At 64.7% G+C, this 25,640-nt stretch carries 24 protein-coding genes; 16 read left to right on the forward strand and 8 right to left on the reverse strand.

All coding sequences use genetic code 11. The annotated features are described in order from the left end of the window. Positions 1-11: 11 nt before the first annotated feature. From BJI69_RS10320 to BJI69_RS10350, 7 genes are all read left to right on the forward strand, one after another. Positions 12-791, forward strand: coding sequence for an SEL1-like repeat protein (locus BJI69_RS10320; RefSeq protein ID WP_052767207.1), 780 nt, complete (start codon positions 12-14; stop codon positions 789-791). 501 nt (positions 792-1,292) lie between these two features. Continuing rightward, the gene (gene pdsR / locus BJI69_RS10325) at positions 1,293-1,982 is read left to right on the forward strand and encodes a proteobacterial dedicated sortase system response regulator (RefSeq protein WP_046967898.1); all 690 of its coding nucleotides are present in this window, start codon (positions 1,293-1,295) and stop codon (positions 1,980-1,982) included. 186 nt (positions 1,983-2,168) lie between these two features. Beyond that, complete coding sequence (locus BJI69_RS10330; RefSeq protein WP_046967899.1) at positions 2,169-4,166, forward strand: ATP-binding protein; 1,998 nt, start codon at positions 2,169-2,171, stop codon at positions 4,164-4,166. 150 nt (positions 4,167-4,316) lie between these two features. Then, positions 4,317-5,792, forward strand: a complete 1,476-nt coding sequence (gene trpE / locus BJI69_RS10335; RefSeq protein WP_046967900.1) for an anthranilate synthase component I — start codon at positions 4,317-4,319, stop codon at positions 5,790-5,792. A 36-nt stretch (positions 5,793-5,828) separates the two neighbouring features. Beyond that, the gene (locus BJI69_RS10340) at positions 5,829-6,533 is read left to right on the forward strand and encodes an SIMPL domain-containing protein (protein WP_052767208.1); all 705 of its coding nucleotides are present in this window, start codon (positions 5,829-5,831) and stop codon (positions 6,531-6,533) included. Positions 6,534-6,538: 5 nt separating this feature from the next. Continuing rightward, positions 6,539-7,213 carry a hypothetical protein gene (locus tag BJI69_RS10345; protein ID WP_052767210.1) on the forward strand — a complete coding sequence of 225 codons (675 nt, stop codon included), beginning with the start codon at positions 6,539-6,541 and terminating at the stop codon, positions 7,211-7,213. A gap of 103 nt (positions 7,214-7,316) precedes the next feature. Then, positions 7,317-7,802: a DUF4019 domain-containing protein gene (locus BJI69_RS10350; RefSeq protein ID WP_046967901.1), complete on the forward strand. Its 486-nt coding sequence runs from the start codon at positions 7,317-7,319 to the stop codon at positions 7,800-7,802. A gap of 148 nt (positions 7,803-7,950) precedes the next feature. Here BJI69_RS10350 and BJI69_RS10355 read toward each other — a convergent pair whose 3' ends face one another. After that, positions 7,951-8,550 carry a TetR/AcrR family transcriptional regulator gene (locus BJI69_RS10355; protein WP_046967902.1) on the reverse strand — a complete coding sequence of 200 codons (600 nt, stop codon included), beginning with the start codon at positions 8,548-8,550 and terminating at the stop codon, positions 7,951-7,953. Positions 8,551-8,649: 99 nt separating this feature from the next. On the opposite strand from BJI69_RS10355, the gene BJI69_RS10360 reads away from it, so the two are divergent. Together BJI69_RS10360 and BJI69_RS10365 are read left to right on the forward strand one after the other, a co-directional pair. Continuing rightward, positions 8,650-9,411 (forward strand): alpha/beta fold hydrolase, encoded by a 762-nt coding sequence (locus BJI69_RS10360; RefSeq protein ID WP_046967903.1) that lies wholly within the window; start codon positions 8,650-8,652, stop codon positions 9,409-9,411. A gap of 59 nt (positions 9,412-9,470) precedes the next feature. Further along, complete coding sequence (locus tag BJI69_RS10365) at positions 9,471-10,517, forward strand: aldo/keto reductase (RefSeq protein WP_046967904.1); 1,047 nt, start codon at positions 9,471-9,473, stop codon at positions 10,515-10,517. 118 nt (positions 10,518-10,635) lie between these two features. Here BJI69_RS10365 and BJI69_RS10370 read toward each other — a convergent pair whose 3' ends face one another. After that, a complete protein-coding gene (locus BJI69_RS10370; RefSeq protein ID WP_046967905.1) occupies positions 10,636-11,634 on the reverse strand; it encodes an alpha/beta fold hydrolase in 999 nt (332 codons plus the stop codon). Positions 11,635-11,891: 257 nt separating this feature from the next. On the opposite strand from BJI69_RS10370, the gene BJI69_RS10375 reads away from it, so the two are divergent. Further along, a complete protein-coding gene (locus BJI69_RS10375; protein WP_046967906.1) occupies positions 11,892-12,242 on the forward strand; it encodes a hypothetical protein in 351 nt (116 codons plus the stop codon). A 203-nt stretch (positions 12,243-12,445) separates the two neighbouring features. Here BJI69_RS10375 and BJI69_RS10380 read toward each other — a convergent pair whose 3' ends face one another. The 4 genes from BJI69_RS10380 to BJI69_RS10395 all read right to left on the reverse strand — a co-directional run bounded on the left by BJI69_RS10380 (position 12,446) and on the right by BJI69_RS10395 (position 17,713). Further along, the gene (locus BJI69_RS10380) at positions 12,446-13,822 is read right to left on the reverse strand and encodes a leucyl aminopeptidase family protein (RefSeq protein WP_046967907.1); all 1,377 of its coding nucleotides are present in this window, start codon (positions 13,820-13,822) and stop codon (positions 12,446-12,448) included. 69 nt (positions 13,823-13,891) lie between these two features. Beyond that, a complete protein-coding gene (locus tag BJI69_RS10385; RefSeq protein ID WP_046967908.1) occupies positions 13,892-14,590 on the reverse strand; it encodes an HAD family hydrolase in 699 nt (232 codons plus the stop codon). 5 nt (positions 14,591-14,595) lie between these two features. Continuing rightward, a complete protein-coding gene (locus tag BJI69_RS10390) occupies positions 14,596-16,095 on the reverse strand; it encodes a LysM peptidoglycan-binding domain-containing protein (protein WP_046967909.1) in 1,500 nt (499 codons plus the stop codon). A gap of 247 nt (positions 16,096-16,342) precedes the next feature. Continuing rightward, entirely contained in the window at positions 16,343-17,713 is a 1,371-nt protein-coding gene (locus BJI69_RS10395) for a Do family serine endopeptidase (RefSeq protein WP_071924921.1), read from the reverse strand. A 365-nt stretch (positions 17,714-18,078) separates the two neighbouring features. Between BJI69_RS10395 and BJI69_RS10400 the strand changes: the two genes are divergently transcribed. The 5 genes from BJI69_RS10400 (at position 18,079) to BJI69_RS10420 (ending at position 23,812) form a co-directional block, all read left to right on the forward strand. Next, complete coding sequence (locus BJI69_RS10400) at positions 18,079-20,226, forward strand: adenosylcobalamin-dependent ribonucleoside-diphosphate reductase (protein WP_046977389.1); 2,148 nt, start codon at positions 18,079-18,081, stop codon at positions 20,224-20,226. Positions 20,227-20,246: 20 nt separating this feature from the next. After that, positions 20,247-21,449: a hypothetical protein gene (locus BJI69_RS22735; protein WP_219811411.1), complete on the forward strand. Its 1,203-nt coding sequence runs from the start codon at positions 20,247-20,249 to the stop codon at positions 21,447-21,449. 58 nt (positions 21,450-21,507) lie between these two features. Continuing rightward, complete coding sequence (locus tag BJI69_RS10410; RefSeq protein ID WP_046968630.1) at positions 21,508-22,290, forward strand: TSCPD domain-containing protein; 783 nt, start codon at positions 21,508-21,510, stop codon at positions 22,288-22,290. A gap of 63 nt (positions 22,291-22,353) precedes the next feature. Further along, positions 22,354-23,121, forward strand: a complete 768-nt coding sequence (locus tag BJI69_RS10415) for an ATP-binding protein (protein WP_071924922.1) — start codon at positions 22,354-22,356, stop codon at positions 23,119-23,121. Further along, entirely contained in the window at positions 23,030-23,812 is a 783-nt protein-coding gene (locus BJI69_RS10420) for a hypothetical protein (RefSeq protein ID WP_154670743.1), read from the forward strand. Before BJI69_RS10415 ends, BJI69_RS10420 begins: the two co-directional genes overlap by 92 nt. A gap of 43 nt (positions 23,813-23,855) precedes the next feature. Here BJI69_RS10420 and BJI69_RS10425 read toward each other — a convergent pair whose 3' ends face one another. Next, positions 23,856-24,407, reverse strand: a complete 552-nt coding sequence (locus BJI69_RS10425) for a TetR/AcrR family transcriptional regulator (protein ID WP_244465306.1) — start codon at positions 24,405-24,407, stop codon at positions 23,856-23,858. A 142-nt stretch (positions 24,408-24,549) separates the two neighbouring features. Between BJI69_RS10425 and BJI69_RS10430 the strand changes: the two genes are divergently transcribed. Further along, a complete protein-coding gene (locus BJI69_RS10430) occupies positions 24,550-25,236 on the forward strand; it encodes a glutathione S-transferase family protein (RefSeq protein WP_046968628.1) in 687 nt (228 codons plus the stop codon). A gap of 61 nt (positions 25,237-25,297) precedes the next feature. Here BJI69_RS10430 and BJI69_RS10435 read toward each other — a convergent pair whose 3' ends face one another. After that, entirely contained in the window at positions 25,298-25,639 is a 342-nt protein-coding gene (locus tag BJI69_RS10435; protein WP_046968627.1) for a copper-binding protein, read from the reverse strand. Between the last annotated feature and the right edge of the window lies 1 nt (position 25,640).

Here is a 25,640-nt window from a genome sequence, read left to right on the forward strand (position 1 = left end):
AGGAGAAGCCCATGAAGTACGTCTCTATCGCTGCACTTACCCTGCTTTGCGCGGTGACTGGCACCGTGTTCGCCAAGGACACCGCGTCCACCTCATCGGAGGCCGCCAAGGCGGAGCTCCGGCAAACTATCCAGGGATGCGCTCAAGGCCTGGAGCGTCTGATTCCCGGCAACTACTACTTCTGCGCGGCCGCGCGCGACCTGGGTCATGGCCACAACGCCCGTTCGCGTGAGCGCTTGCAGGACGCGGCCCATTGGGCCAGTAAACCGGCGCAATACGCGCTCGGGCTGATGTACTTCAATGGTGACGAAGGCCCGCAGAACCGCCCGCTCGGCATCGCCTGGCTGGCGCTGGCCGACGAGCGGCACGACCCGCGTTTCGAAGGCGCCTTCATCCAGGCGTATCAACAGGCCTCGCCGGCCGAGCGCGCCGCGGCGAACACGTACTGGCTGTCACTCAAGGATGAATACAGCGACGCCGTCGCTGGACGGCGTGCGCGTCTTCGCTACACCAACGAGATGCGCAATATCGAGGCGGCATCGCTGTTCGGCGGCTCGGTGTTCATCGACGGGATCACGCCGCCGGATGGCCCCGGGTTCGGCCAGTTCAACAACGGGGAGACCTCACGGGTCTCCGGTTCGCACGGCTTTGCCATCAACCGGTCCCTGGCAAAAGACGGCGAGGAGTTCTTCCGCGGCATGGCCGGCACGGTCACCGTCGGCGAAGTGACGCCGACCAATCTCGTGCCGATCGGCCAGCTGGCCGCCGGGCAGGCCCGGGCGGCCGACTGAGGCTCCTACAACGGTAACCACTCGGGGTCGGGTTCGCCCGCCCCGACGGCTGGCGCACTTCCGTGCGCACCAGCCGCGCCAAGGCCTTCCATGGCCGGTTCCACGAAGTCGTCGAAAAGATCCATGAGGAGTCTCCCGTCAGTGCATGCCGAACAGGATGCCGAGCGCGAGCGCGCCGAGGGCTAGTGCCACGCGGAGCGGCTCGAAGTCGCGTTCCAGTTCGCTGTTATCGGCGTCGGGTTTGGTTTTCATGGTGTAAATCCTCGGCGCCGGATCGGCGCGCCGTCATGGCTAGTTGAACGCCGCGGGCGGCGGGCGGAGCGTCCGGGTTCGGGCAATCCGCAGGCTGTTTGTGGCAAATCCCGGGCAAACAAAATGTGTAGGCGCGGGCCGGGCAGGGGTGCGAGATAGGGCAAGACGCGGGCAATCGCCGCCGGGGCCTTGCGGACGGGCCGCCTGCATAGGAACCTGCGCTGGCAAATCACCTCAACGGAATGCCCCATGGCCCGCAGCATCGCCATCGTCGAAGACGAACCCCTCATCCGCGCCAACTACGTCGAGGCGCTCAACCGCTTCGGCTACGAGGCCCGCGGCTACGGCTCACGCGGGGAGGCCTCGATGGCCTTCGCCATGCGCCTGCCGGAACTGGTCATCATCGACATCGGCCTGGGCGACGAGCCGGAAGGCGGCTTCGACCTCTGTCGCGAACTCCGCGCGAAGTCGGCCACGCTGCCGATCATCTTCCTCACCGCGCGGGACTCGGATTTCGACGTCATCTCCGGCCTGCGCCTGGGTGCGGACGACTACCTGTCCAAGGACACCAGCCTGCACCAGCTCGCGGCGCGCATCGCGGCGCTGTTCCGTCGTATCGAATCGCTGAAGGCCCCGGCATCCAGCGAGACAGTGATCGAGCACGGCCCGCTGAAGCTCGAATCCGAGCGCATGCGCATCCTGTGGAACGGCATCGAGATTCCGCTCACCGTCACCGAGTTCTGGATGGTGCATACGCTGGTGCGTTTCCCCGGCCACGTGAAGAATCGCGACCAGCTGATGCGCGAAGCGGAGCTGGTGGTCGACGACGCGACCATCACCTCGCACATCAAGCGCATCCGCAAGAAGTTCATCGCGCTGGCGCCGGAGTTCGACGCGATCGAAACCGTGCACGGCGTAGGCTATCGCTGGACCTCGTGATGCGGCGCCCGCTTTCTGTGGGAGCCGCTTCAGCGGCGATGCTCGTGCTCTTTGTGGGAGCCGCTTCAGCGGCGATGCTTGTGCCCTGTGTGGGAGCCGCTTCAGCGGCGATAGGGTGCTCGCGGCAACCTGGCCCGCTGCCGCGGGATCGCCGATGAATCGGCTCCTACATCGATCTGACGACGCATGAGTCTTCGCCAGAAACTCCTCCTCGTCGCCCTGTGCACCCTGGCCCTTCCCGTAGCCGGGTGGCTCTATGTGCGCCAGATGGAAACGCTGCTGCGCGAAGGCCAGGCGCAGGCGCTGGTCGCGTCGGCGCGGGCGCTGGCGCGCAGCCTCGTCGTGGTCGATGCGCCGCTGCCGCCGGCCGGCAATGCCTGGTATGTGCAGCACACGCCCAGCGCGATCACCATGGACGGCTATGCGGACGACTGGGCGTCGCTGAGTCCCTGGGCGCAGACGCTCGGCAAGAACGCACGCGTGATGCTCGCCGAGGACGATCACTGGCTGTATTTCTACATCGACGTCCGTGCCACGCATCGCCGTCGCGCGGACGCGGACGATCGCCTCGCACTCAGCGCCGACCACCTCATCGTCTCCATCGCCAGCGGCGACGATGCGCAGCGTTACCTCATGGCCAGCGCGGCGCCGGGGGCGACCACCGCCATCGCGCTCGACCCCGAGGCTGGCGTGCTGCCCGATCGCATCAACGCCCAATGGCAGGAAGACGGCAGCGGTTTCCGCGCGGAGTTCCGTCTGCCGCGCGGGCTGCGGCTCGATCACTTCGGCGTCGGCGTGCATGTCGCTGCCGATGGCGACAACGAACCGCTCACCGCCGAAACGCGGCCGATACTCGACTTCTCCGCACCGCTGTCGCAGGAGCTGGCGCGCCTGGCACCCGATGGGGTGCGTGTACGCGTGCTCTCACCCGATGCCTGGCTGGTTGCGCAGAGCGGCAAGCTCGATCTGCCCGACCTTCCCGCGGCCGAACGGCCGGGCTGGTTCGCCTCGCTGGTGTATCGCTCCTTGCTGGCGACGCGGCTGGACGACGAAGGTGGCTGGGCCGAAGACGCCCCGCGGATCGACCTGCCGGAAGTGCGCGAAGCGCTGCTCGGCAAGCCGGCCACCGCGTGGCGCGCCGGCGAATCGCGCGGCAGCGTCGTGCTCGCTGCGGCCTTGCCGATCCAGGGCGGCGGCAAGCTGCGCGGCGTGGTGTTGCTGGAACAGCCCAGTCGCGCCGTGCCCCTGCTAGCAAATCGCGCCCTGTTCGGACTGCTGCTGACCAGCTTCGCCGTGCTGCTGATCGCCGGTGGCGTGCTGCTGCTGTTCGCCACGCGCCTCACCTTCCGCCTGCGACGCCTGCGCAACGCCGCCGAGCGGGCGCAGGACAATGACGGACGTCTGGATGGGCCGTTCCCGCTGATCGATGCGACCGATGAACTGGGCGACCTCGCACGCAGTTTTGCGCGGCTGTTCGAGGTCGTCGGCGGATACACCGACTACCTGCGCACCCTCGCGTCCAAGCTCTCGCACGAACTGAACACGCCGCTGGCGATCGTGAAGTCCTCGCTGGACAACCTCGATCATGCCGGCCTTCCGCCCGAAGCCGAGCCTTACCTCGCCCGTGCACGCGACGGTGTAGCCCGCCTCGGTGCGCTGGTTCGCGCGATGAGCGAAGCCAGCCGCATGGAGCGCGCGATCGCCTCGGCCGAAGCGGAAGACGTGAACCTCGCCGACATCGTGCGCGGCTGCGCCGATGGCTATCGCGGCCTGGCCGGTGACCGCACGCTCGAAGCCGTGCTGCCACCGGGGCCCGTACCGATGCATGTCTCGCCGGAGCTGATCGCCCAGGCGCTGGACAAGCTCTTCGACAACGCCCTGTCGTTCACCCCGCCGGGCGGCTGGCTGCGCATCACCCTCAGCCCCACGGCCGAGGGTGCCGATGTCGAGCTGGCCAACGAGGGACCGTCGCTGCCGGCCGCGATGCAGGGTCGCCTGTTCGACTCCCTGGTCAGCCTGCGCGACAAGGCCACCCCGGGCGATGCGCCACACCTGGGCCTGGGCCTCTACGTGGTCCGCCTGGTCGCCGAGCGGCACCAGGGCAGTGCCAGCGCAAGGAATATCGAAGGCGGCGTGGCCTTTACGCTGCATCTCAAGGGCCTGCCCCGCCAACGCCTGGCCTGACGCCAGGCTTTGGTAGGAGCCGATTCATCGGCGAACCCGCGGCAGCGGGCAAGGTTGCCGCAAGCACCCAATCGCCGATAAATCGGCTCCTACAAAGAGCAGCCGCGCAGCTTACAATCACCGGTCACCCCACCCGATTCGACGCCCCGAATGATTTCCCGCAAACAATTCGATGCCTACGCCGCGCAGGGCCATACGCGCATTCCGCTGGTACGCGAGGTCTTCTCCGACCTCGACACGCCGCTGTCGGTGTACCTGAAGCTGGCCGATGGCCCGTATACCTTCCTCTTCGAATCGGTCGAGGGCGGCGCCACGTGGGGACGCCATTCCATCATCGGCCTGCCGGCGCGGCGCGTGTATCGCCTGCGTGGCCACGAGCTGGAAGTGGAAGAGAGTGGTGAGGTGATCGAGCGTCGCCATCTCGACGATCCGCTCGCCGAGATCGAAGTGCTGCGCAAGCAGTACGACGTGCCCAAGCTGCCCGGCCTGCCGGACTTCACCGGCGGTCTTGTCGGTTACTTCGGTTTCGAAACCATCGGCTACATCGAAAAGCGCCTCGCCCAATGGGACAAGCGCGACGAGATCGGCACGCCCGACGTCCTGCTGATGCTCGCCGACGAAGTGGCGGTGTTCGACAACCTGAAGGGTCGTCTCTACCTCATCGTCCACGCCGATCCGTCGAAGCCGCAGGCGTATGCCGATGCGTCGCGCCGTCTCGATGCGCTGGCCTTCCGTCTGCGCCAGGGCGGCGTGTCCTACCCGCAGATGCTGCAGCCGGCGGCGATCGACGAATCCGATTTCAAATCCTCGTTCACCCGCGAGGAGTACGAGAACGTGGTGCGCAAGGCGCAGGAATACATCCGCGCCGGCGACATCTTCCAGGTCGTGCCGTCGCAGCGGTTGAGCGTGAAGTTCAACGCGCGGCCGGTGGACGTGTATCGCGCCTTGCGCGCGATGAATCCCTCGCCGTACATGTTCTTCATCGACATGGGTCCGACCCAGATCGTCGGCTCGTCGCCGGAGATCCTGGTGCGCCTGAAGGCCGGTCGCGTCGTGCTGCGTCCCATCGCCGGCACGCGCCGTCGCGGTGCCGACGAAGCCGAAGACGTCGCGCTCGAAACCGAGCTGCTCGCCGATCCGAAAGAGCGCGCCGAGCACCTCATGCTGATCGACCTCGGTCGCAACGACGTCGGTCGCGTGAGCAAGACCGGCACGGTCGAGCTGTCCGAGTCCTTCGTGGTCGAGCGCTACTCGCACGTCATGCACATCGTGTCCCAGGTCGAGGGCGACATCCGCGAAGATCTCTCGTATATGGACGTGATCAAGGCGACCTTCCCGGCAGGCACGGTCAGCGGTGCGCCGAAGATCCGCGCACTGGAGATCATCCAGGAACTCGAACCCTTCAAGCGCAACATCTACGCCGGCGCGATCGGCTGGCTCGGCTGGTGGGGCGATGCGGATACGGCCATCGCCATCCGCACCGCCGTGATCCAGGACGGCCGCCTGCACGTGCAGGCCGGTGGCGGTGTCGTTTACGACTCCGACCCGGCTGCCGAGTGGGAAGAGACGATGAACAAGGGTCGCGCACTGTTCCGCGCGGTCGCCCAGGCTGCCAAGGGTCTGTAGTCACAAACCATCCGTTTCGAAAGGAGATCGTCGGGTATGAATCGTTATGTGCTGGCTGTCGCTCTCGCCGTGTTGCCGATGCTTGCCTTGGCATCCGAGACGCCATCGTCTCCCTATCTGTCCGCCAAAGGTCATGCGGAGCGAACCGTGCAACCGGATCGATTCGGGATCGATCTGCGAGTCGTCGCCGTCGACATGAAGCCGGCGCTCGCCCGCAACCGCGTCGAGACACTGATGGCCGGTGTCCTGGCTGGCTTCAAGGCGCACCACGCGCTACCGGAGTCGATCGATGCGACGGCGATCAGCGTCTTTGCAAAGACCGAGTACCGCGATGACAAGGAAGCGTTCAGCGGTACCGAAGTGTCGCGCACCGCCCATGCTGTCTTCGCGAACCTGGATGATCTCCGGCAGTTCATCGACGGCATCGAGGCCGACAAGGAGCTGCAGATCACCGGGACGAAGGTCACCCGCAGTGACATCGATAGCGTTCGTCAGGATGTCCTGCGCGAGGCGATCAAGGATTCCATGCGCGCTGCCAAGGCCATGGCTGAGGCCTATGGGGTCCGGCTGGGTACGCTCTATACGGTCACGGATTCGCCCACCTTTGTCGGGGGGCGTGACGAGCTCTTCAGCATGACCCTGCCTGTCCCCGAGCCCAGGGCAAAAGTGGATCTTCAGGTCGGCGGAATGAAGGTCGAACAGAACGTCTTCGCGATCTACTTCATCGATACAGGCAAGTGAGCGTCATGACCAGCACCCGCACCTTCATCGCCGCCGGAAGTATCGCCGTCATGGCTGCCACCTCGGCGCCGTCGGCTCACGCGCGCGAACCGTTCACCGACGATGTCGCCTCGCGCACGCAGGCGCTGGCGCTGTTGGAAACGCTCAACGCCGACCTGCTCAGCCACCCCAGCGCGACGCTCACGCTGGAGCGCTGGTGCAGCGACCACGCGCTGGCCGGCGATGCGAAGATCCTCGCGCGCCAGGTGAAAGGTCAGGACAAGCCGCTGCCGGCCGACGATCGGCAGACCCTCGCCATCGGCCCGGACGAGCCGGTGAAGTACCGTCGCGTGCAGCTGGCCTGCGGCGACCACGTGCTCTCCGAGGCGGACAACTGGTACGTCCCGTCCCGCCTCACCCCGGAAATGAACCAGATCCTCGACACCACCGACCAGCCGTTCGGCAAGGTCGTCCAGCCGCTGCACTTCCGCCGCCAGACGATCAGCGCGGACCTCCTCTGGTCACCCCTGCCCAAGGGCTGGGAGATGGCAGCACCGCTGCCGCCGGCCACCAAGGGCCCCCTGGCGATCCCGCACGAGCTGCTGCGCCACCGGGCCGTCCTGTTCACCGAGGCCAACCAGCCCTTCAGCCTCGTGGTCGAGACCTACACCGCAGAAGTCCTGGCCTTCGGCCGCCGGTAAGGCTCCCACAGGGCTCGACCAACCGCCGTATTCCCTCCGGCCGACTTGGCAGGGGGCTCTGGGCGCCTGAAGCTGGGTGCCACGATAAGGTGGGAGGCGGCCCATGGCCCCAGCGAGCGCCGTTGCACGAAAGATCCCCGCGCCGCGGCTGACGGGCACGAACGCCTACGGCGCGATGCTCACTGTCGCCCACGAGCCGCGCCTCGGCCCCCAGCCGAACTCCCTCGACAACGCCGTGGCCAACGCCACGCACTGGGTACAGCTGTCCAACGCACGCCGGCCTGATGCCATGTGGCTCGAAGCCGGCGCGATGATGCAGAGACTCGTACCGCGCGCGGAATGGGTTCGCTATATGCGGAAGATTCGCGTCGACCGCGGCGCGTTGACCGGCCGGGAATGGTTCGAAGTCACGCGCGTGCGCGATCCTGTCGGGCTCCCTGCGGGCGATTACCTCAACGTGATCTTCATCGCGCAATTCGCCCGGGCGGTGCTCTTCGAAACCGTCTCGCTGGCGCCGGGTAGTGCAGGCTGGATGCCCGTGGGTTACGTCATCCGCCCCGTACAGCGCGAGATTTCGTTCGTGCAGTAACTGTTTGTTCGTGCAGTAACTGTGGGACCAATACTGTGGGAGCCGATTCATCGGCGATGCTTTCGACTCATGTGCGAGCCGATTCATCGGCGATCCCGCGGCAGCGGGCCAGGGTGTCGCAACCTGGCTATCGCCGATGAATCGGCTCCTACACGACCGCAGTGCGCGCCGCGAAGGCGGCCGCGATCGCATCGCGCGTCGCCAGTAGCACTTCATCCGACAACGCGGCATCGGTCTTGGCGACCGCTCGCGACACCGCGATCGCGCCGATCTGCGCCGCAATCGACGCCACCGCCAGCTGACGCCTGACGTCCTGCGGCACGGTCTCGTCGATCGCGCCGGCCATCATCGACACCTCTTCCTCGAACGCCTGCGCAAAGCTACGGCTGAGTGCCTCGCCCTGGCGTCCGACGTCGCTGGCGGATGCTGTCATCGGGCAGCTCGTCGTCAGGTCGTCTCGCTGGCGCGTGGTGTAGAGGCCGTCCAGGTATTCCTCAAACGAGGGATGCCGATCACCTGCCCAGGCACGTGCACGGTCCATCCGCTGCGCGAAACCGTGCGAGAACGCCTCGGCCGCGAGCAGATCCTTCGAGGGGAAGTGGGCATAGAGCGCGCCGTGGGTCAGCCCGGCTTCCTTTGCCACTTCCGCCACGCCTACGCCGTCCACGCCCTTCTCCCGGAACAGCCGGCTCGCCGCGGCGAGCAGGGCTTCGCGGTTCTCGGCCGATTTTTCCTTCGAAACACGCATTTCACACTCCTGAACCGTTCTGACGACTTTGATTGCAACCGCCACGAAAAGATATTAGATTGCAGTCGCAATCATAAACCATCACGAAGGAGATTGGCCATGTCGAAGTTTTCCACGCTGTTCGCCCTGGGCGCCCTGACGCTGGGTGTCGCCGGTACCCCCGCCGCCCAGGCGGCCCCGATCCATAACGTCGTCCTCGTCCACGGCGCCTTCGCCGACGGCTCCGGCTGGCGCGCGGTTTACGACTCGCTCGCTGCCAAGGGCTACAAGGTGTCGATCGTGCAGATTCCCGAAACCAGCCTCGCCGCCGACGTCGACGCGACCCAGCGCGTGATCGACCAGCAGGACGGACCGACCGTGCTCGTCGGCCACAGCTGGGGCGGGCAGGTCATCACCGAAGCGGGCGCGGATCCGAAGGTGAAGTCGCTCGTGTATCTGGCCGCGCTCGTGCCCGACGTCGGTGAGAGCACCGCGACGCTCGAGACGATGGCGAAGTACCCGGCGCCGAACGACGACGTCAAGAAGACCGCGGACGGCAAATTCTTCTACATGGACCCCACGAAGTTCCGCGAGAACTTCGCCGCGGATTCCTCCCCCGCACTGGCGGACTTCATGGCGCACTCGCAGGTGATCCTGTCCGTGGAAGCGTTCGGCACGCCAGCGAAGGCTGCGGCATGGCACACCAAACCCTCATGGGCCGTGCTGCCTGGCGCCGACAAGACCATCAACATGGACCTGCAGCGCTGGATGTACGAGCGCGCAAAAGCCAAGGTCACCACGGTGCCGGGTTCGAGCCACACCGTCTTCCTGTCGCATCCCGACGTGGTGGTGAAGGTCATCGAAGAAGCCGCCGGCAAGTAAGCCATCAGGCCCTCGCCCTAGGGGCGGGGCTTTCCCGCCTAACAGAGGAACCGGACATCATGCGTTACAAGCTTTTTGGTAAGCACACGGGTTTGCGCGTCTCCGAGCTGGTGCTCGGGACCGGCAGCTTCGGCACACGGTGGGGCCATGGCAGCGAGCCCGACGAGGCGAAGCGCATGCTCGATGCGTACGCCGACGCCGGCGGCAACTTCATCGATACCGCCGACAGCTATCAGTTCGGCGAGTCGGAAGAGATTCTCGGCACGTTGCTGGTCGGTCGCCGCAACGAATTCGTCCTGGCCACCAAGTTCAGCCAGAGTGCCCAGGCTAACGCGGGTCTCCTGGTCACCGGTAACAGCCGCAAGGCCATGGTGGCCTCGCTCGATGCAAGCCTGAAGCGACTCGACACCGATCACGTCGATCTCTACTGGGTGCATTACGCCGACGGCGTGACGCCCATGGAGGAAATCGTCCGCGGGTTCGACGATCTCGTGCGCGCGGGCAAGATCCTCTACGCCGGCTTGTCCGACTTTCCTGCATGGCGCGTGTCACGTGCGGCCACCATCGCCGAACTGCGTGGCAGCATCCCGATCGCCGGCCTGCAGGTCGAGCACAGTCTGGTAGAGCGCAGCACCGAGCAGGAACTGCTGCCGATGGGCGAGGCGCTGGGCCTGGGTGTGGTCGCCTGGTCACCGCTGGGCGGCGGCATGCTCACCGGCAAGTACCGCCAAGGTGAGCGTGGTCGTGCCGAAGGCTTCGGCGGGAGGGTCTTCCAGGCGGAAGACACAAAGCAGCGCACGGCGATTCTCGATGCCGTCATCGCGACGGCGGACGAGCTGGGTGTCACGCCGGGCGAGGTGGCTATCGCGTGGGTGGCGGCCAAGGGTGCGCTACCGATCATCGGTCCGCGCAGTGTGGCGCAGCTTCAGGCGAATCTGGCGGCGGTTAAGGTCGTCCTATCGCCCGACCAGCTTGCGCGACTCGACACCGTCAGTGCATTGCGGCCGGTCTTTCCGCATTCACTGCTCGAGGATCCCGCCAATCGCGATCGCATCTTCAGCGGCAAGCTCGCGCAGTTCGTGCCGCCACGCGAGCAAGTCGCCTGACCTGAAGGCAGGCCGGCTCTTTGTGGGAGCCGATTCATCGGCGATCCCGCGGCAGCGGGGCAGCGTATCGCAACCTGGCTTTCGCCGATGAATCGGCTCCTACACAGAGCAAGCCGCGCTAGAGCGCCTGGTCGAGGGCTTTGTAAAAACGCTCGGGCGCTTCGATCATCGGTGCGTGGCCAAGGCCATCGAGCGGAATCAGCTTCGCGCCGGGAATGGTCGCCGCTGCTTCCTTACCCAGCTCGGCGTAGTTGCCAAGCGTGTCACGCACCGATGACGGCGCCGCATCCTTGCCGATCGCCGTCTTGTCGGCCTGCCCGATGATCAGCACGGTCGGCACGCGGATGTTCGGGAACTCATGGACCACTGGCTGCGAAAAGATCATGTCGTAGGTGAGCGCACCCGCCCATGCGACCGTATCGCGGCCGCTACCCTCATACATGCCAGCCTGCATCACCGCCCAGCGGTCGTAGTCGGACTTCCACTTGCCGTCGTAGTAGCTCTTCAGCTGGTACGCGCGGATGGTCGCGTACGAGGTCTTCAACTCGCTCGCATACCACTCATCCACGCTACGCCAGGGCACGCCCTTGGCCTGCCAGTCTTCCAGGCCGAGCGGATCGACCAGCACCAGCTTCTCCACGCCCTGCGGGTACATCAACGCGTAGCGCGTGCCGATCATGCCGCCCATCGAATGCGCGACCACGGTGACCTTGTCCACGCCGAGGCTGGCGAGCAGGGCATGCGTGTTCGCCGCCAGTTGCTCGATGCCGTACTGGTAGCCACGCGGCTTCGACGATTTACAGAAGCCGATCTGGTCGGGAATGACCACGCGATAGCCGGCGACACGCAGGTGCTCGGCGGTCGCCTGCCAATACGGGCCGCAGAAATTCTTGCCATGCAGAAGGACGACGGTGCGCCCGTTGGCCTTTTCCGGCTTGAGATCCATGTAGGCCATCTCGAGTGACTGGCCTTGGCTCGTCACCGGGAACAGCGTGACGGGGTAGGGGTAGTCGAGGTGTTCGAGTCGGGGGCCGAGGTCCTTGATCGTTGGCGTGTCGTCGGCGAGCAAGGGCGTGGCGATGCAGAGCAGGGCGAGGGCGATGAGCGTACGGCGCATGGGGGAGGCTCCGGTGCAGTCAGATTCCGACGATACCGCATGCACTGTGTGGGAGCCGATTCATCGGCGATCCCGCGGCAGCGGGCCAGGCTGTTGTAGGAGCCGATTTATCGGCGATCCCGCGGCAGCGGGCCAGGTTGTGGCAAGCACCCAATCGCCGCTGAAGCGGCTCCCACAAAGAGCTATCGCCGATGAATCGGCTCCTACATAAATCTTTTGCCATAATCGGGGCGTACGGGCTGAATCAGGGAACCATCATGAGCGAATTCGAACCGCCGTCGCGCGAATACACGCGCCCGCCGATGACGCGGGGCGTCGATCCTCAGCGCATGAACTGGCTTTGGCAGTTGATCCTGCAGTCGACCGATCTGGACCCCGACGAGGTGCGCGAGGCGCTGGTCGCCAGCGGCGTGGCGGCGACATCGAAGCGGCTGCACAGCTGGCAGGTGAGCGATCGCGACGACGCGTATTTCCCGCTGTCGATCGCGGAGCTGGAGCGGAATCTGCGTGCGGTGGTTGCGCTGAAGAAGCAGCGCGCCGATGCGATCGACGCGGCGGCCGATGCGGTAGTGGCGGATCAGATCGCCGATAGCGAGCCTGAGGCCTGAGGTTCGCTTTGGCTGTTGTGTGGGAGCCGCTTCAGCGGCGATGGTGGGAGCCGATTCATCGGCGATCCCGCGGCAGCGGGCCAGGTTGAGGCAACCTGGCTATCGCCGATGAATCGGCTCCCACAGAGAGCTTTAGAGCATCGCCGATGAATCGGCTCCCACAGAGAGCTTTAGAGCATCGCCGATGAATCGGCTCCTACAAATTACGAGTAGCGCTCGGACAGGAACCGATAGAACGCACGCAAGCCCTGCGCTTCACCACCGCGCGGATGGGCCGGGCGATCCGTGTCGTTCCACGAGTACGTATCCAGGTGCATCCAGTTCTGCGTCTCGGGCACGAAGCGTTCGAGGTAGAGCGCGGCGGTGATGGCGCCGGCGTGGCGTGAGGGGCCGGCGTTGGCGAAGTCCGCCACGTACGACTCCAGCATGCGACGGTACGGACGCCACAGCGGCAGGCGCCACAGGGGGTCGCCGACGAGTTCCGCGGCGCCGATCACGTGGTCGGCGAGCTGGTCGCGGTTGGTGAAGAGGGCGGGCAGCTCGGGGCCGAGCGCGACACGCGCCGCGCCGGTGAGCGTGGCGAAATCGACGATCAGATCCGGTGCCTGCTCCACCGCGTAGGCGATGGCGTCGCAGAGCACCAGGCGGCCTTCGGCGTCGGTGTTGTCCACCTCCACGGTTTGACCCCCACGTGTCTTGATGACGTCGCCCGGGCGCATCGCGTTACCGGCGATGGCGTTCTCGACGGCAGGAACCAGCAAGGTGAGGCGCACCGGCAGGCGCGCCTGCATCACCAGGCCGGCGAGTGCGATGGCGTGTGCCGCGCCGCCCATGTCCTTTTTCATCCAGCGCATGCCGTCGGCCGGCTTGATGTCCAGGCCGCCGGTATCGAAGCAGACGCCCTTGCCGATGATCACCAGCTTGGGGTTGGAGTTCTTGCCCCAGGTCAGTTCGATCATGCGCGGCGGGCGATGGCTTGCGCGGCCGACGGCATGGATGGTCGGGAAGTTCGCGGCGAGCAGTTCATCACCGACCCATTCCTGCACCTTCGCCTTGTGTTCGTCGGCGTGCGCACGGATGGCGGCGGAGAGATGTTCCGGGCCCATGTCTTCGGTGGGCGTATTGACCAGGTCGCGCACCTGGTTGGTCGCATCGATCACCGGCTGCACGGAGCGCAGCGTCGCCGCATCCACCACCAGCTGTGCCGGCGGGCGCGCACGCGTGCGGTAACGATCGAAGCGATAGGCGCCGAGGGCCCAGCCGAGCGCGAGCAGGTCGCGGTCTTCGATGACGCTTTCTTCAGCCAGCTCGTACAGCCCTTCGGGCAAGCGCGAGGGCAGGGAGCCGAGGGCGGCGAGGGGATCGTTACGATCCACGCCGACGAGGACGCGGGCAATCGCACCCTTGACGTCGGGCAGGACGAGGATCGCGCCCGGTGTCGCACGGTACGCTGTCGATACCAACCACTGGCGATGCGCCGGACCGAGCCGCGCTTCAGCGGCGACCATGCCTGCCACATCGACGGTCTCGATGGGGATGGCGACACGTTTTCCGGTCTTGCGTTCGATCAGCGGCGACATCAGGCCTCCCGTGCCTCGCGGTCGTTGGCAACCGCGTCAATGGAATGGTGCAATCGGTAGGCCGCTATTCTAACTGTCCGTCAGCGCCGACGCTTCTACCCAATCGGCTAAATGAGTCATGTCAGGGAATTCCAGGTCGGGCGCAGGTCCATGCGACCAGGCCTCACCCGTGCGATTGAGCCAGACCGTGCGCAACCCGGCCTCACGCGCACCCACCACGTCGAGCAGGGGATCGTCGCCGACATGCAGGATGTCGGCCGGCGCGATGCCCAGGGCCTCGGCGGCCGCCAGGAAAATGCGGGCATCCGGCTTGGCCACGCCCAGTCCACCCGCACTGATTCGGGTATGGAAGAGGTGGTGCAGGCCGATGATCTCCAGATCCGCATTGCCGTTGGAGATGCTGACGATCGGCACGCGGTGCGCGATGCGCTCCAGGGCCGGCAAGCTGTCGGGGTAGAGCTCCACATTATTGCGAGCGGCGTAGTAGAGCCGCCACAGCTCATCCACCGGGGCATCGTCGATGCCGCAGTGTGCGAAGGCGGCGCGGATGGTCATCCGGCGCTGCTCGCTGAAATCGTGGGAAAGATGGGTGTTGTCGCGGGCGATCTGCTCGCGAAGCTCACGCATGGCCTCGATCGGCCATGCGTTTGCGACATCGGGATGGTGTTGCCTGAGCCAGCGGTCGACGACGTGCTCGGCCTCGATCAGGGCCGGAAGAACCGGCCACAGGGTGTCGTCGAGGTCGAGCGAGACGGCGCGGACGGCCATGGGGCTCAGCGTGCGCTGACCTTGAGCACCTGACCGGCGTGGACGTTGTTGTCCTTAAGGCCGTTCATGGCGCGCAGCTGGTTCACGTCCACTGCGTTCTTCTTGGCGATCGAGTACAGCGTGTCACCGGCCGACACCTTGTAGGTGTGCGACGCGGCGGCGGCGGGCTTCGACGCGGCCTTGGCGACCGCGGCCTTGGCTTCCGGCTTGGCGGCCGGGGCCGGCTTGGCCTCGGTCACCTTGGGCGTGGCGATCTTGGTCGACTTCTCGGAGCTGTCGATCGGGGCGGCCGGCTTCGCAGCCAGCTTGCCCTTCACCACCACGGCATCCGCCAGGACCTTGGCGAACTTGCCGCCGGCCTTGGCGTTGTCGGAGGCCGTGAAGGCTTCCGAGCGGACGCCGGAGAAGCCCATGTGCGCCGAGGTGCTGACGCTGGCGACCACCTTGGCGAACTGCGACGGCTCGGCGGCAGCAGCGGCGACCGAGGCCTTGGCCTCTTTCGCGGCCTTGCCGCCCTTGCCCTTCGTCTCGGCCTTGGCCACGGCGACTTCCTTCGCGGCTTCCGCCGGAGCGGCAGCAGCGACGGTCGGCGCGGTGGTCATCGCCTGGCCCACGTTGGCACGCGTGCCGACGGTGGACGCGATCGTGGCGCGGCGAGCGGCATCGCCTGCAGCGAGCGAGGCGCCATCGGCGTACGGCACGAGGCTGTGCGAGCGGAGCAGGGAGCTACCGGTGCTCGAGGTCACGAAGGCAAGGAATTCCTTGATCTCGGCGGCCTTCGGATTGGTGTCGTTGGTAACCAGGTAGATCTCGGAGTACAGCACGTAGGCGCCGCTCGCGACGGTCGAGGCCGACGGCGTGACGCCATCGATCTGCAGGATCTTCACCTTCTTGTTCGAGGCCACGCCCGCAAGCGTCGTCGCGCCCAGGCCCTGCTTGTCGAGGGTCACGCCCTCTTCGAGCTTGGCCACGTTGACGTAGAGACGCGGAGCGGCGACGGGCTGGTTGCCGCGTCCGAACAGCAGGCGACGCATGCTGTATTCCACACCATCGGCCGGGCTGGCCACGGCGTAGAGGTTGATCGGCTGGTCGGCGCCGCCCAGATCCTTCCAGTTGGTGATGTGCCCCATGTAGATCTCATGGAGCTGCTTGAGCGTGATGTTGCTCACCGGGTTGGACGGGTAGGTGACCATCACCAGGGCGTCCCATGCCACGGGGGTGAAGGTCAGCGACTGCTCGGCCGCGCCGACGGCAGGACGCGCGGAGCCGGCGATATCCGCCGTGCCCTTGACGACAGCGTCGATACCGGAGGCCGTATTGAAGGGCTGCAGTTCGAACTTGCCCTTGCCGGATTTCTCCCAGGCCTTGGCGACGTCGATGACCACGCCGCGCGCGGTGGTGATATCGCCACGCCACACGAGGGCGGTATCGGCGGCGAAAAGGGTTGCAGAGGCGCTAAGGCCGATCAGCGTGGCGGTAAACAGTCGCGCAAGACGGAGAGACATGGACGGCAAGAACCTCGGGACGGAAGCGGGGTTGGGCATTGGGGCGCAATTGTGGGCTATTGAAGGCCTCGGCGCACCCTTTGACGTCAATCGGCATCCTGCCGGTGGGAAACAGAACGTAGGCTGTCGGGGGATTGTGGCATTGCGGCAAGAGCATCGCATGGCGGCAAGAGCATCGCCGATGAATCGGCTCCCACACAGAGCCGGTAGCTCTGCTCTATGTGGGAGCCGCTTCATCGGCGATAGCCTACAAAACCGCGTAATACACACTCCCATCACGAACCACCGTCAAAAGCAGCTGCCCCCCAGAAGCCCCAGCCCCCAACGGCAACCCCTTCACCGACACCACCTTCCTCTGCTGCACCCCCACCACCACATCCCCATCCTTCAACCCCGCCGAAGCCGCCACCGACCCACGCTTCACCCCACCCAACACCACACCAAACAAGCCACCCGCTTTCTGATCCGCCGTGAGATCGCTCAAGGTCACGCCCGCCAACCGCGGATCCACCTTCCCGCCATCGACCGACGCGATAGCCACGGCGGCAATCGTCGCCTCCACATCGCGCGACGCGCCCTCGCGCTGCACCGACAGCTTCACCTTCGCGCCCAGCGGCAACAGGCCTTCCGTATTCCGCACATCCTGCGCCGAGCGCACCGCCTTCCCATCGATCGCGGTCAGCACGTCACCCGTCTGCAAGCCCGCGCCATCGGCCGGCGAGCCCTCATTGATACGCGTCACCACGGCGCCATTGCTGTCCTTCAGTCGCAGCGCCTGGGCGATGCGCGGCGTGATGTCCTGCACCTCCACACCGAGGTTGCCGCGTCGCACCTTGCCGTAAGACAGCAGCTGCTTCATTACGCCGGTCGCCAGATCCGTCGGGATGGCGAAGCCGATGCCAACATTGCCGCCGGACGGCGTGAAGATCATCGAGTTGATGCCGACCAGTTCGCCGCGCAGGTTCACCAGCGCGCCGCCGGAGTTGCCGGGATTGATCGAGGCGTCGGTCTGGATGAAGTTCTGAAAGCCCTTGCCCAGGCCGGAACGACCCAGCGCCGAGACCATGCCCGATGTCGCCGTCTGCCCAAGACCGAAGGGATCGCCCACAGCAACTACGAAATCACCCACGCGCAACGCGGAAGAATCCGCGATCGGCAAGGCCTGCAAGCGCTCGGCGGGAATCTGCAGCACCGCCACATCGGTCTCCGGATCGCTGCCGAGCAGCTTCGCCTTGAAGTCGCGACCATCCTGCAGCGTCACCGTGATATCGTCCGCGCCCCCCACGACATGGTGATTGGTCAAGACGTAGCCCTTTTCGGCATCGATGACCACGCCCGAGCCCAGGCTCTGCTCCACACGTTCGCGCGGAACACCCTGGTTGCCGAACAACTGGCGGAACACCGGATCGTCGTAATAGGGATTGCGGGTGCGCACGCGGGTCTTCGTGGAGATGTTCACGACGGCCGGTGTGACCTTCGCCAGCATCGGTGCCAATGAAGGCATCGGCTGACCGTCGATGGACGGCGGAAGGCCGGCAAACGCGGGCGAGGCCAGGGCAAAACCCAGGGCAGCGACCAGGGAAAAAATCTTAGTTCGCCGATATGCGCTGGCGGTCATGCAGGAACTCCTTGTTTGCTGGCTGAAACAGGCCAATCGACGCGTAAGACCACCGTCTTCGCGCCGAGTTTCAACCCGTGAGACAGCGATCACCGACACTTTACTTCGGGCCTCTCCGGGATTAAGGTTCACTCCGGTCGTAACCACAACATCTTGTGTTCCCAGGCTGACTTGTTACCTAGCACTGGTGCTGCGGTTAGGCAGGTTCATGCTTCAAACCATCGTCGGCAAAGGCTTTTTAGCCATGCGGGCGAGGGGGCTAAGGATGGTCGGCAGAAGCTCCGGGGGGAGAGCTGTCGAGGTGGTTGCGTCAACGCAAGCCAATAAGAGGCCTACAAGGGCCTAGACTCGAGGACGACACATACATGAGCACAGCACGTGCGCAAGCCATGGGGCTTGAGACCGCGGCCATTCCGCTTCAGCCTGCCTCATACGACATCTGGGACAAGAAGTACCGTCTGAAGGCCAAGTCGGGCGCGCCCGTCGACGGCTCGGTGGACGAGACCTACCAGCGCGTCGCCCGCGCCCTGTCCGATGTCGAGGCCACTGACGAGCTGCGCGCACACTGGTTCGAACGCTTCCTCTGGGCCCTGCGCCGCGGTGCCATTCCCGCTGGCCGCATCACGTCCAACGCTGGCGCGCTCGAGCACAAACCGGCGACGTCCACCATCAACTGCACCGTCTCGGGCACCATCCACGACTCGATGGACGACATCCTCGAGAAGGTGCACGAAGCCGGTCTCACGCTGAAGGCCGGTTGCGGCATCGGCTACGAGTTCTCGACGCTGCGCCCGCGCGGCGCCTACGTCTCCGGCGCCGGCGCCCACACGTCGGGCCCGCTGTCCTTCATGGATATCTACGACAAGATGTGCTTCACCGTCTCCTCCGCCGGCGGTCGCCGCGGTGCGCAGATGGGCACGTTCGACATCGCGCATCCGGACGCCAAGGAATTCATCCGCGCCAAGCGCGAAGACGGCCGCCTGCGCCAGTTCAACCTGTCGCTGCTGATCACCGACGGCTTCATGGAAGCGGTCGAGAAGGACCAGGACTGGCCGACGGTCTTCCCGGTGCACGTCAAAGAGCAGCACGAGATCGACCTCAACGACGCGACCAAGGTCCTCTGGCGCGAGTGGCCGACCAAGCAGAACTACGTCACGCGCGAAGACGGCCTGGTCGCCTGCAAGATCTACGGTCACATCCGTGCGCGGCACCTGTGGGACATGATCATGGTCTCGACGTATGACTACGCCGAGCCGGGTTTCATCCTCATCGACCGCGTCAACGAGATGAACAACAACTGGTGGTGCGAGCACATCCGCGCGACCAACCCCTGCGGCGAGCAGCCGCTGCCGCCGTACGGCTCCTGCCTGCTCGGCTCGATCAACCTGACGATCTTCGTCCGCGATCCGTTCGGCCCCAAGGCCCGGTTCGACTGGGACGAGTACCGCGAAGTGGTCCGCGTGTTCACCCGCATGCTCGACAACGTGGTCGAGATCAACGGCCTGCCGCTCGCCCAGCAGCGCGAAGAGATCATCTCCAAGCGTCGCCACGGCATGGGCTTCCTCGGCCTGGGCTCCACGGTCACCATGCTGAAGATGCGCTACGGCAACGCCGATGCGGTCGCCTTCACCGAGGAAGTCTCGCGTGAGATGGCCGTCGCCGGCTGGGAAGTCGCCCTGGAGCTGGCCAAGGAAAAGGGCCCGGCGCCCGTCCTGGCACGCGAGTACGAAGTGACCGCCGAGATGCTGCGCAAGCGCCCGGAGATGGTCAAGGACGGCTGGAAGGTCGGCCAGAGCATCCGTGGCAGCGCGCTGCACGCGAAGTACTCCCGCTACATGCAGCGCGTGGCCGAAGTGGCCCCCGAGCTGATCGAAGCCCTCGCCGAGACCGGCGCGCGCTTCACCCACCACTCGTCGATCGCGCCCACCGGCACGATCTCGCTGAGCCTGGCCAACAATGCCTCCAACGGCATCGAGCCCAGCTTTGCGCACCACTATTCGCGCAATGTGATCCGCGAAGGCAAGAAGTCGAAGGAAAAGGTCGAGGTCTTCAGCTACGAGCTGCTGGCCTACCGCGCCCTCATCAATTCCGAGGCGCTGCCGTTCTCCGATGACCCGAAGACCCGCCTGCCGGATTACTTCGTCTCCGCCGACGACATCAGCCCGAAAGAACACGTAGACATCCAGGCGGCCTCACAGAAGTGGATCGATTCCTCCATTTCCAAGACCGCGAACGTCCCGACGGATTATCCGTATGAGGACTTCAAGGACATCTATATGTATGCCCATAAGCAGGGTCTGAAGGGCTGCACGACGTTCCGTTTTAACCCCGCCGCGTTCCAGGGCGTGCTCGTAAAAGAAACCGACCTTGAGAACACCCTCTATCGCTTCGAATTGGAAGACGGTAGCGTTGTCGAACTGAAGGGTAACGAAGAGGTCGAATACGACGGTGAAATGCACACCGCCGCGAACCTCTTCGATGCTTTGAAGGAAGGCTATTACGGTAAGTTCTGACCCCGCGGAGAGGGAAAAACATGTCCAATGAAAACCAGGTTGTCGAGGGTGAGCTGCCCGATATCGACACCAATGACACCAGCGACACGCCCGAAGCGGAGACGAATGTCACCGCCGAAGTGACGCCGCCGGTCGTCGCCAAGCCGGTCGTCAAGAAGAAGCCGGTCGCCATCAAGACCATCGAGCCGACCCCGGCTGCCGCTGACGATGTGACCCCGGTCTCGGTCGATCATTACAGCGAGCCAGACTTCGTCAGCGGTCCCGACGACGTTTCGCCGGAACCGGTGAAGCCCGTCGTCAAGAAAGCTCGCAAGGCGCCGGTGAAGAAGGCTGCCGTTGTTGAGGTTGCCCCGGTGGAGACGCCGGCTCCGGCCAAGAAGGCTGCGAAGAAGGCAACCCGCAAGGCGGCTCCTAAGGCTGTGGTTGCCGAGGTTGCACCGGTCAAGGCGGCGCCGAAGAAGGCGGTTGCCAAGAAGAAGGCTGCTCCGAAGAAGGCTGCAGCTGCTGCCAAGAAGGCTCCGGCCAAGAAGGTCGTTGCTACCAAGGCTGCGACGAAGAAGGCTGCCGGTAAGAAGGCTGCGACGAAGAAGGTTGCTGCCAAGAAGGTTGCTGCCAAGAAGGCTGTCGCCAAGAAGGCTGTCAAGAAGGCTGCTGTGAAGAAGGTTGCCGCCAAGAAGGCTCCGGCCAAGAAAGCTCCGGCCAAGAAAGCAGCTGCCAAGAAGGCGCCGGCCAAGAAGACCGCCGTGAAGAAGGCAGCGGTCAAGAAGGTCGCCGCCAAGAAGGCTGTCAAGAAGGTTGCGGTCAAGAAGGCTGCCGCCAAGAAGGCCGTCAAGAAGGCGCCGGTTCGCAAGGTTGCTTCCAAGAAGGTCGCCAAGGTTGCCAAGAAGGTCTCGACCCGTAAGGCCGCTTCGACGGTCAAGCAGGTCAAGAAGGTTGCCCGCAAGGCAGCCGGTCGCGTCGTGAAGAAGGCCGCCGCCGTCCGCAAGACGGTCAAGAAGGCCGCCGGTCGCGTCGCCAAGCAAGTCTCGACGGCTCGCAAGGCCGTCAAGAAGGGCGTGGCCAAGGTAGCTCGCAAGAGCGCCGGCCGCGTCGCAGCAGTAAAGAAGACGGTCCGCAAGGCCGCCAGCAAGAAAGCCGCCCCCAAGGCGGTCAAGAGGTCCACTGCCAGCAAGACCGGTCGTACGTCGGCACGCAAGAGCGCCGTTCGTGGCCGTCGTAAGTAAGTAGCACCCATTCCGCCCGGCGCCTGGCGCCGGGCGGGATACCTATAAGAGAAGAGTCATGGCGATCAAGATCGAAAAGAAGATCAAGGGCTATAACGTCGTTAAGCCCGAGGACAAGGCCGCTCCGGCCCCCGCGCCCGTGCCGGTGAAAGAAGCCGCGCCCGTGGCCGAAGTCATCCAGATGCACGAAAGCCTGGAACGACCGGAGACCCTCGTCGGCAGCACGTACAAGATCAAGTCGCCGCTCTTCGAGCATGCGCTGTACGTCACCGTCAACGACATCGTCCTGAACGCCGGTACCAAGCACGAGCAGCGTCGTCCCTTCGAGCTCTTCATCAACTCGAAGAACATGGACCACTTCCAGTGGATCGTCGCGCTCACCCGAATTTTGTCCGCCGTCTTCCGCAAGGGTGGCGACGTGACGTTTATTGTTGAAGAGCTCAAGGCGGTTTTCGATCCGCGCGGCGGCTACTTCAAGACCGGTGGCGTCTATATGCCGAGCATCGTCGCCGAGATCGGCGCGGTGGTTGAGCAGCATATGAAGTCGATCGGGCTGATCCACGATCCGGAGATGAGCGATGCGACTCGCGCGCTGATTGCCGAGAAGCGTGCTGCCTACGAAAAGGCTGCCAAGCCCGCAACGCCGGCCGCCGCTACCACGGCAGCCCCTGTGGGAGCCGGCTCCGCCGGCGATAGCCAGGCCGCCGCAGAAGCCGCCCACATGAATGCCTCAGGCTTCCCGGCTGGCGCCACCCTTTGCGCGAAGTGCAATACGCAGGCGTTGGTGCTGATGGATGGGTGCCAGACCTGTTTGAATTGTGGGTATTCGAAGTGCGGGTGACAAACGCGCCGGTTGGCGCCGGATTCTGACTCCCTTTGGGAGACGAGCAGAACAGGGAAGGGTATGGCTCAGGGTAATTCGACAGTTGTGCCTGACGCCTCGGAAGGGGTGCCGGAGTTCCATAACTTTACCGTCGATGCGGCGCTGTTTAGAGAGCTGGGAGAGCGGCTCGTGGGCCGTCCGCATGTTGCATTGGCGGAGCTCGTCAAGAACGCGTACGACGCAGATGCGTCCGAGGTCTTGATCGATTTCGCTAATGACGCCATCACTGTCACCGACAATGGTCATGGAATGACTCGTGATGAATTCCTTTCATTCTGGATGCGTGTCGGCACAACGCACAAGCAACGTGATTTTCGGTCAAGGGGCCTGGATCGGCAGGTAACGGGATCGAAAGGCGTTGGTCGCCTCTCTGCTCAATTTCTCGGTGACACGCTTCAACTGAGGACCATTGCCTCCGGGGAGCAGCGAATTGGCGTTCGCGCCGACGTCGATTGGCGCGGTGCCAAGGCGGCTGGAGATCTAATTAGAGCTGGGGCGACGGTGCGTAACCTAGTTGCACCTAGCGCGCTTGCGAACCGGTACAAGACGGGTGTCCAAGTCCGTATCGGCGCACTAAAGCACGAGTGGGGGCATAAGGAGCTGCAGGAGCTCGCACGCGAGTTATGGTTTCTTCGTCCGCCACGCGCATTGCACGGGGATTTGGGCGCCGACGACGATTTTGTCGTTCGCCTTGCTGGTGTTTCATCTGAGGATGCTCACGCCTTTCACCGAAGTCATCGTCTGGAGTGTCGAGGTCAAGTCGAATGGCGATCTCAACCTCAATGGTGAATTCCCCATCGTTTCCAACGGTGCCTACATCGGCAACAAGATGTATCCCGGCTTCGTCTCCAACCTTGCCGCTCTGAAATCGGCAGGCGTCAAACGCATCACCTTCAGCATCGGCTCGTCCAACGTCGGCGACTTCCAGGACATCAAGGCTCTCGTGAACAGCACGGGTGCCGGCGGTGGCACGGGTACGCAGAGCACGCTCTATCGCAACTTCCAGGCGCTCAAGCAGGCCATCCCCTCGATCGATGCGATCGACCTGGATGACGAGAACAGCTACGACGCGGCTTCGACCGTCGCCTTCTCCGTGATGCTCGGCAAGCTCGGCTATCACGTGATGCCGGATGCCTATACGAACGCTTCGTACTGGAAATCCGTGGTGACGCAGATCAACAGCCAGCGCGCCGGCACGGTCGATGGTGTGCATTTGCAGGCCTATGCCGGCGGCGCGGGCAACAGCCCGTGTTCGGGTTGGGACTTCGGCGGCGTGCCGGTCTATCCGGGGCTCGGCGATTCGTCGATCGGCGGCGACACGGTGCCCAGCGCACAGAGCAAGATCGCGGGCTGGACGGCACAGTGCAACATCACGGGTGCCTTCCTCTGGCTCTACGACGATGTGGCAGGGAAGACCTACCAGGGCAAGACGCTCTCTGCGGCGTATGCCGGGGCGCTCGATGCGGGCCTCAGTCCCTGACGGTTTGAAACCGCGCACCGCTCTGACGGGTGGTGCGTGGTCTTTAGTCGAACAACCCCGACGCATGATAAGCCTCGATAATCCGATCAAACGAAGCCAGATCCGCACGACCTCGCGCCACCAGCTGCGCACCTTCGATCGCAGCAAAGATGGCCAGCGAGCGCGCCTCGAGCGCATCGTGAGGGGCGTTAGGGTGGCGATCCGTCAGAACCCGAAGTAACCAACGCGTGTTGACGGCGGTAAAGCGATCGACTTCGACACGAGCGATGTCGGGGAGGTCCGTGTACTCGGCCGACATGATGCCGCACAGGCACATCTTGTTGTCGTCTTCGAGCGCCTTGCGGAAGGCCGAGGTGTAAGCGCGCATGAGCGCATCGTGCGTTTGCGGGGTGGCCAGCAACTCGTCGAAGAACACTTCCGCTTCGTCGGCGTAGCGCTTGGCGAGCGCCGCCGCGAGATCGCCCTTGGTAGGGAAGTGGTAGTGGACGCTCGCGCTCTTGATGCCGACCGCCTTGGCCAGTTCCCGGAAGCTCAGGGCGTTGTAGCCGTGGCCCTGCACGGCCATCCGGGCGGCCGACATGATGGATTCGCGCATGTTCGTGTTCATGGACCGAAGTATAGCAGGGCTGGCTATCTATCGATCGATAGGGGTTGACAGGGGCAATGAGGCGGCCTAATCTCCGCTCATTCCTTCTAACTATCTATCGATCGATAGACAACCTAACTCACGGAATCTCATGAAAATCTATGACCGCCCCGGCTTTCCCAACCCCTCCCGCATCCGGATCGTCCTTGCCGCCAAGGGGCTCGACCAGGCCGTTGAGTTCGTCCCGGTCGACCTGATCGGCGCCGAGCACAAGCAGGCCGCCTTCTTGAGCAAGAACCCGTCCGGCGTCGTCCCCGTGCTCGAGCTCGACGACGGCACGCTGATCTCGGAGTCCACGGCGATTACCGAGTACTTCGACAACCTAGACGGTAACCCGATCCTCACCGGCCGCACCCCTAAGGAAAAGGCGGTCATCCACATGATGCAGCGCCGTGCCGAGGCGTATGTCACCGATCCGATCGGCCTGTATTTCCACCACGCCACGTCCGGTCTGGGCGACACGCTCAAGGCATACAAGAGTCCCGACTGGGACGGCCGCGAGGCCATGGGTCAGCGCGAGGGCGACAAGGTGCGCGCCAGCCTGACGTACTTCAACGAGCTTCTCCAGAGCCGCCCCTATCTTGCCGGCGACGCCTTCTCCATGGCCGACATCACCCTGTTCGCCGGCCTCATGCACGCCGACGTTTCCGGGATCACGGTACCGGCTGACTACACGGCATTGCTGGACTGGCGCGTGCGCGTGTCGGAGCTACCCAGCGTCAAGAACCGCAGCGGCCAGAACTTCCTCCAGGAAGACCTGACGCGCCTCGGCTTCTAAACGTGGCCTGATTGACCGCGAGGACGCACAGCCCTCATGGGGTGTGCGTCCTTCGGCCGACTCAGTTCGCCGGCATGATCGACGTCACCGTGCCGCCCATGCCACTCGGCCTCAGGCCGAAGTGCACGCGATCCCCGACCTTCGCAGCCGACAACAGGTCCGGCGAAGCAACCTTGAACACCATCGTCATGGCCGGCCAACCCATCGCTGAGATGGCTTCGTGCTGCAGGGTCACCGTGCCTTTGGTCGTGTCGACGGCCTTGATCACGCCAACGCCCTGTGCGTCTGCAGGTTGCGCGGCGTGTTCCATACCGGCCATGTGCGGATCCATGGCTTGCTGGGCGCTGACGTTAGTGGCGATAGCCAGGCCAGTCATCGCCATAAGTGCAAACATCGTTTTCATC

It is taken from the genome of Luteibacter rhizovicinus DSM 16549, assembly GCF_001887595.1.
GTDB lineage: Bacteria > Pseudomonadota > Gammaproteobacteria > Xanthomonadales > Rhodanobacteraceae > Luteibacter > Luteibacter rhizovicinus.

Coding starts and splice junctions, on each gene's coding strand:
- BJI69_RS10320 (WP_052767207.1), top strand. CDS start 12: ATGAAGTACGTCTCTATCGCTGCACTTACCCTGCTTTGCGCGGTGACT.
- pdsR (WP_046967898.1), top strand. CDS start 1,293: ATGGCCCGCAGCATCGCCATCGTCGAAGACGAACCCCTCATCCGCGCC.
- BJI69_RS10330 (WP_046967899.1), top strand. CDS start 2,169: ATGAGTCTTCGCCAGAAACTCCTCCTCGTCGCCCTGTGCACCCTGGCC.
- trpE (WP_046967900.1), top strand. CDS start 4,317: ATGATTTCCCGCAAACAATTCGATGCCTACGCCGCGCAGGGCCATACG.
- BJI69_RS10340 (WP_052767208.1), top strand. CDS start 5,829: ATGAATCGTTATGTGCTGGCTGTCGCTCTCGCCGTGTTGCCGATGCTT.
- BJI69_RS10345 (WP_052767210.1), top strand. CDS start 6,539: ATGACCAGCACCCGCACCTTCATCGCCGCCGGAAGTATCGCCGTCATG.
- BJI69_RS10350 (WP_046967901.1), top strand. CDS start 7,317: ATGGCCCCAGCGAGCGCCGTTGCACGAAAGATCCCCGCGCCGCGGCTG.
- BJI69_RS10355 (WP_046967902.1), bottom strand. CDS start 8,550: ATGCGTGTTTCGAAGGAAAAATCGGCCGAGAACCGCGAAGCCCTGCTC.
- BJI69_RS10360 (WP_046967903.1), top strand. CDS start 8,650: ATGTCGAAGTTTTCCACGCTGTTCGCCCTGGGCGCCCTGACGCTGGGT.
- BJI69_RS10365 (WP_046967904.1), top strand. CDS start 9,471: ATGCGTTACAAGCTTTTTGGTAAGCACACGGGTTTGCGCGTCTCCGAG.
- BJI69_RS10370 (WP_046967905.1), bottom strand. CDS start 11,634: ATGCGCCGTACGCTCATCGCCCTCGCCCTGCTCTGCATCGCCACGCCC.
- BJI69_RS10375 (WP_046967906.1), top strand. CDS start 11,892: ATGAGCGAATTCGAACCGCCGTCGCGCGAATACACGCGCCCGCCGATG.
- BJI69_RS10380 (WP_046967907.1), bottom strand. CDS start 13,822: ATGTCGCCGCTGATCGAACGCAAGACCGGAAAACGTGTCGCCATCCCC.
- BJI69_RS10385 (WP_046967908.1), bottom strand. CDS start 14,590: ATGGCCGTCCGCGCCGTCTCGCTCGACCTCGACGACACCCTGTGGCCG.
- BJI69_RS10390 (WP_046967909.1), bottom strand. CDS start 16,095: ATGTCTCTCCGTCTTGCGCGACTGTTTACCGCCACGCTGATCGGCCTT.
- BJI69_RS10395 (WP_071924921.1), bottom strand. CDS start 17,713: ATGACCGCCAGCGCATATCGGCGAACTAAGATTTTTTCCCTGGTCGCT.
- BJI69_RS10400 (WP_046977389.1), top strand. CDS start 18,079: ATGAGCACAGCACGTGCGCAAGCCATGGGGCTTGAGACCGCGGCCATT.
- BJI69_RS22735 (WP_219811411.1), top strand. CDS start 20,247: ATGTCCAATGAAAACCAGGTTGTCGAGGGTGAGCTGCCCGATATCGAC.
- BJI69_RS10410 (WP_046968630.1), top strand. CDS start 21,508: ATGGCGATCAAGATCGAAAAGAAGATCAAGGGCTATAACGTCGTTAAG.
- BJI69_RS10415 (WP_071924922.1), top strand. CDS start 22,354: ATGGCTCAGGGTAATTCGACAGTTGTGCCTGACGCCTCGGAAGGGGTG.
- BJI69_RS10425 (WP_244465306.1), bottom strand. CDS start 24,407: ATGCGCGAATCCATCATGTCGGCCGCCCGGATGGCCGTGCAGGGCCAC.
- BJI69_RS10430 (WP_046968628.1), top strand. CDS start 24,550: ATGAAAATCTATGACCGCCCCGGCTTTCCCAACCCCTCCCGCATCCGG.
- BJI69_RS10435 (WP_046968627.1), bottom strand. CDS start 25,639: ATGAAAACGATGTTTGCACTTATGGCGATGACTGGCCTGGCTATCGCC.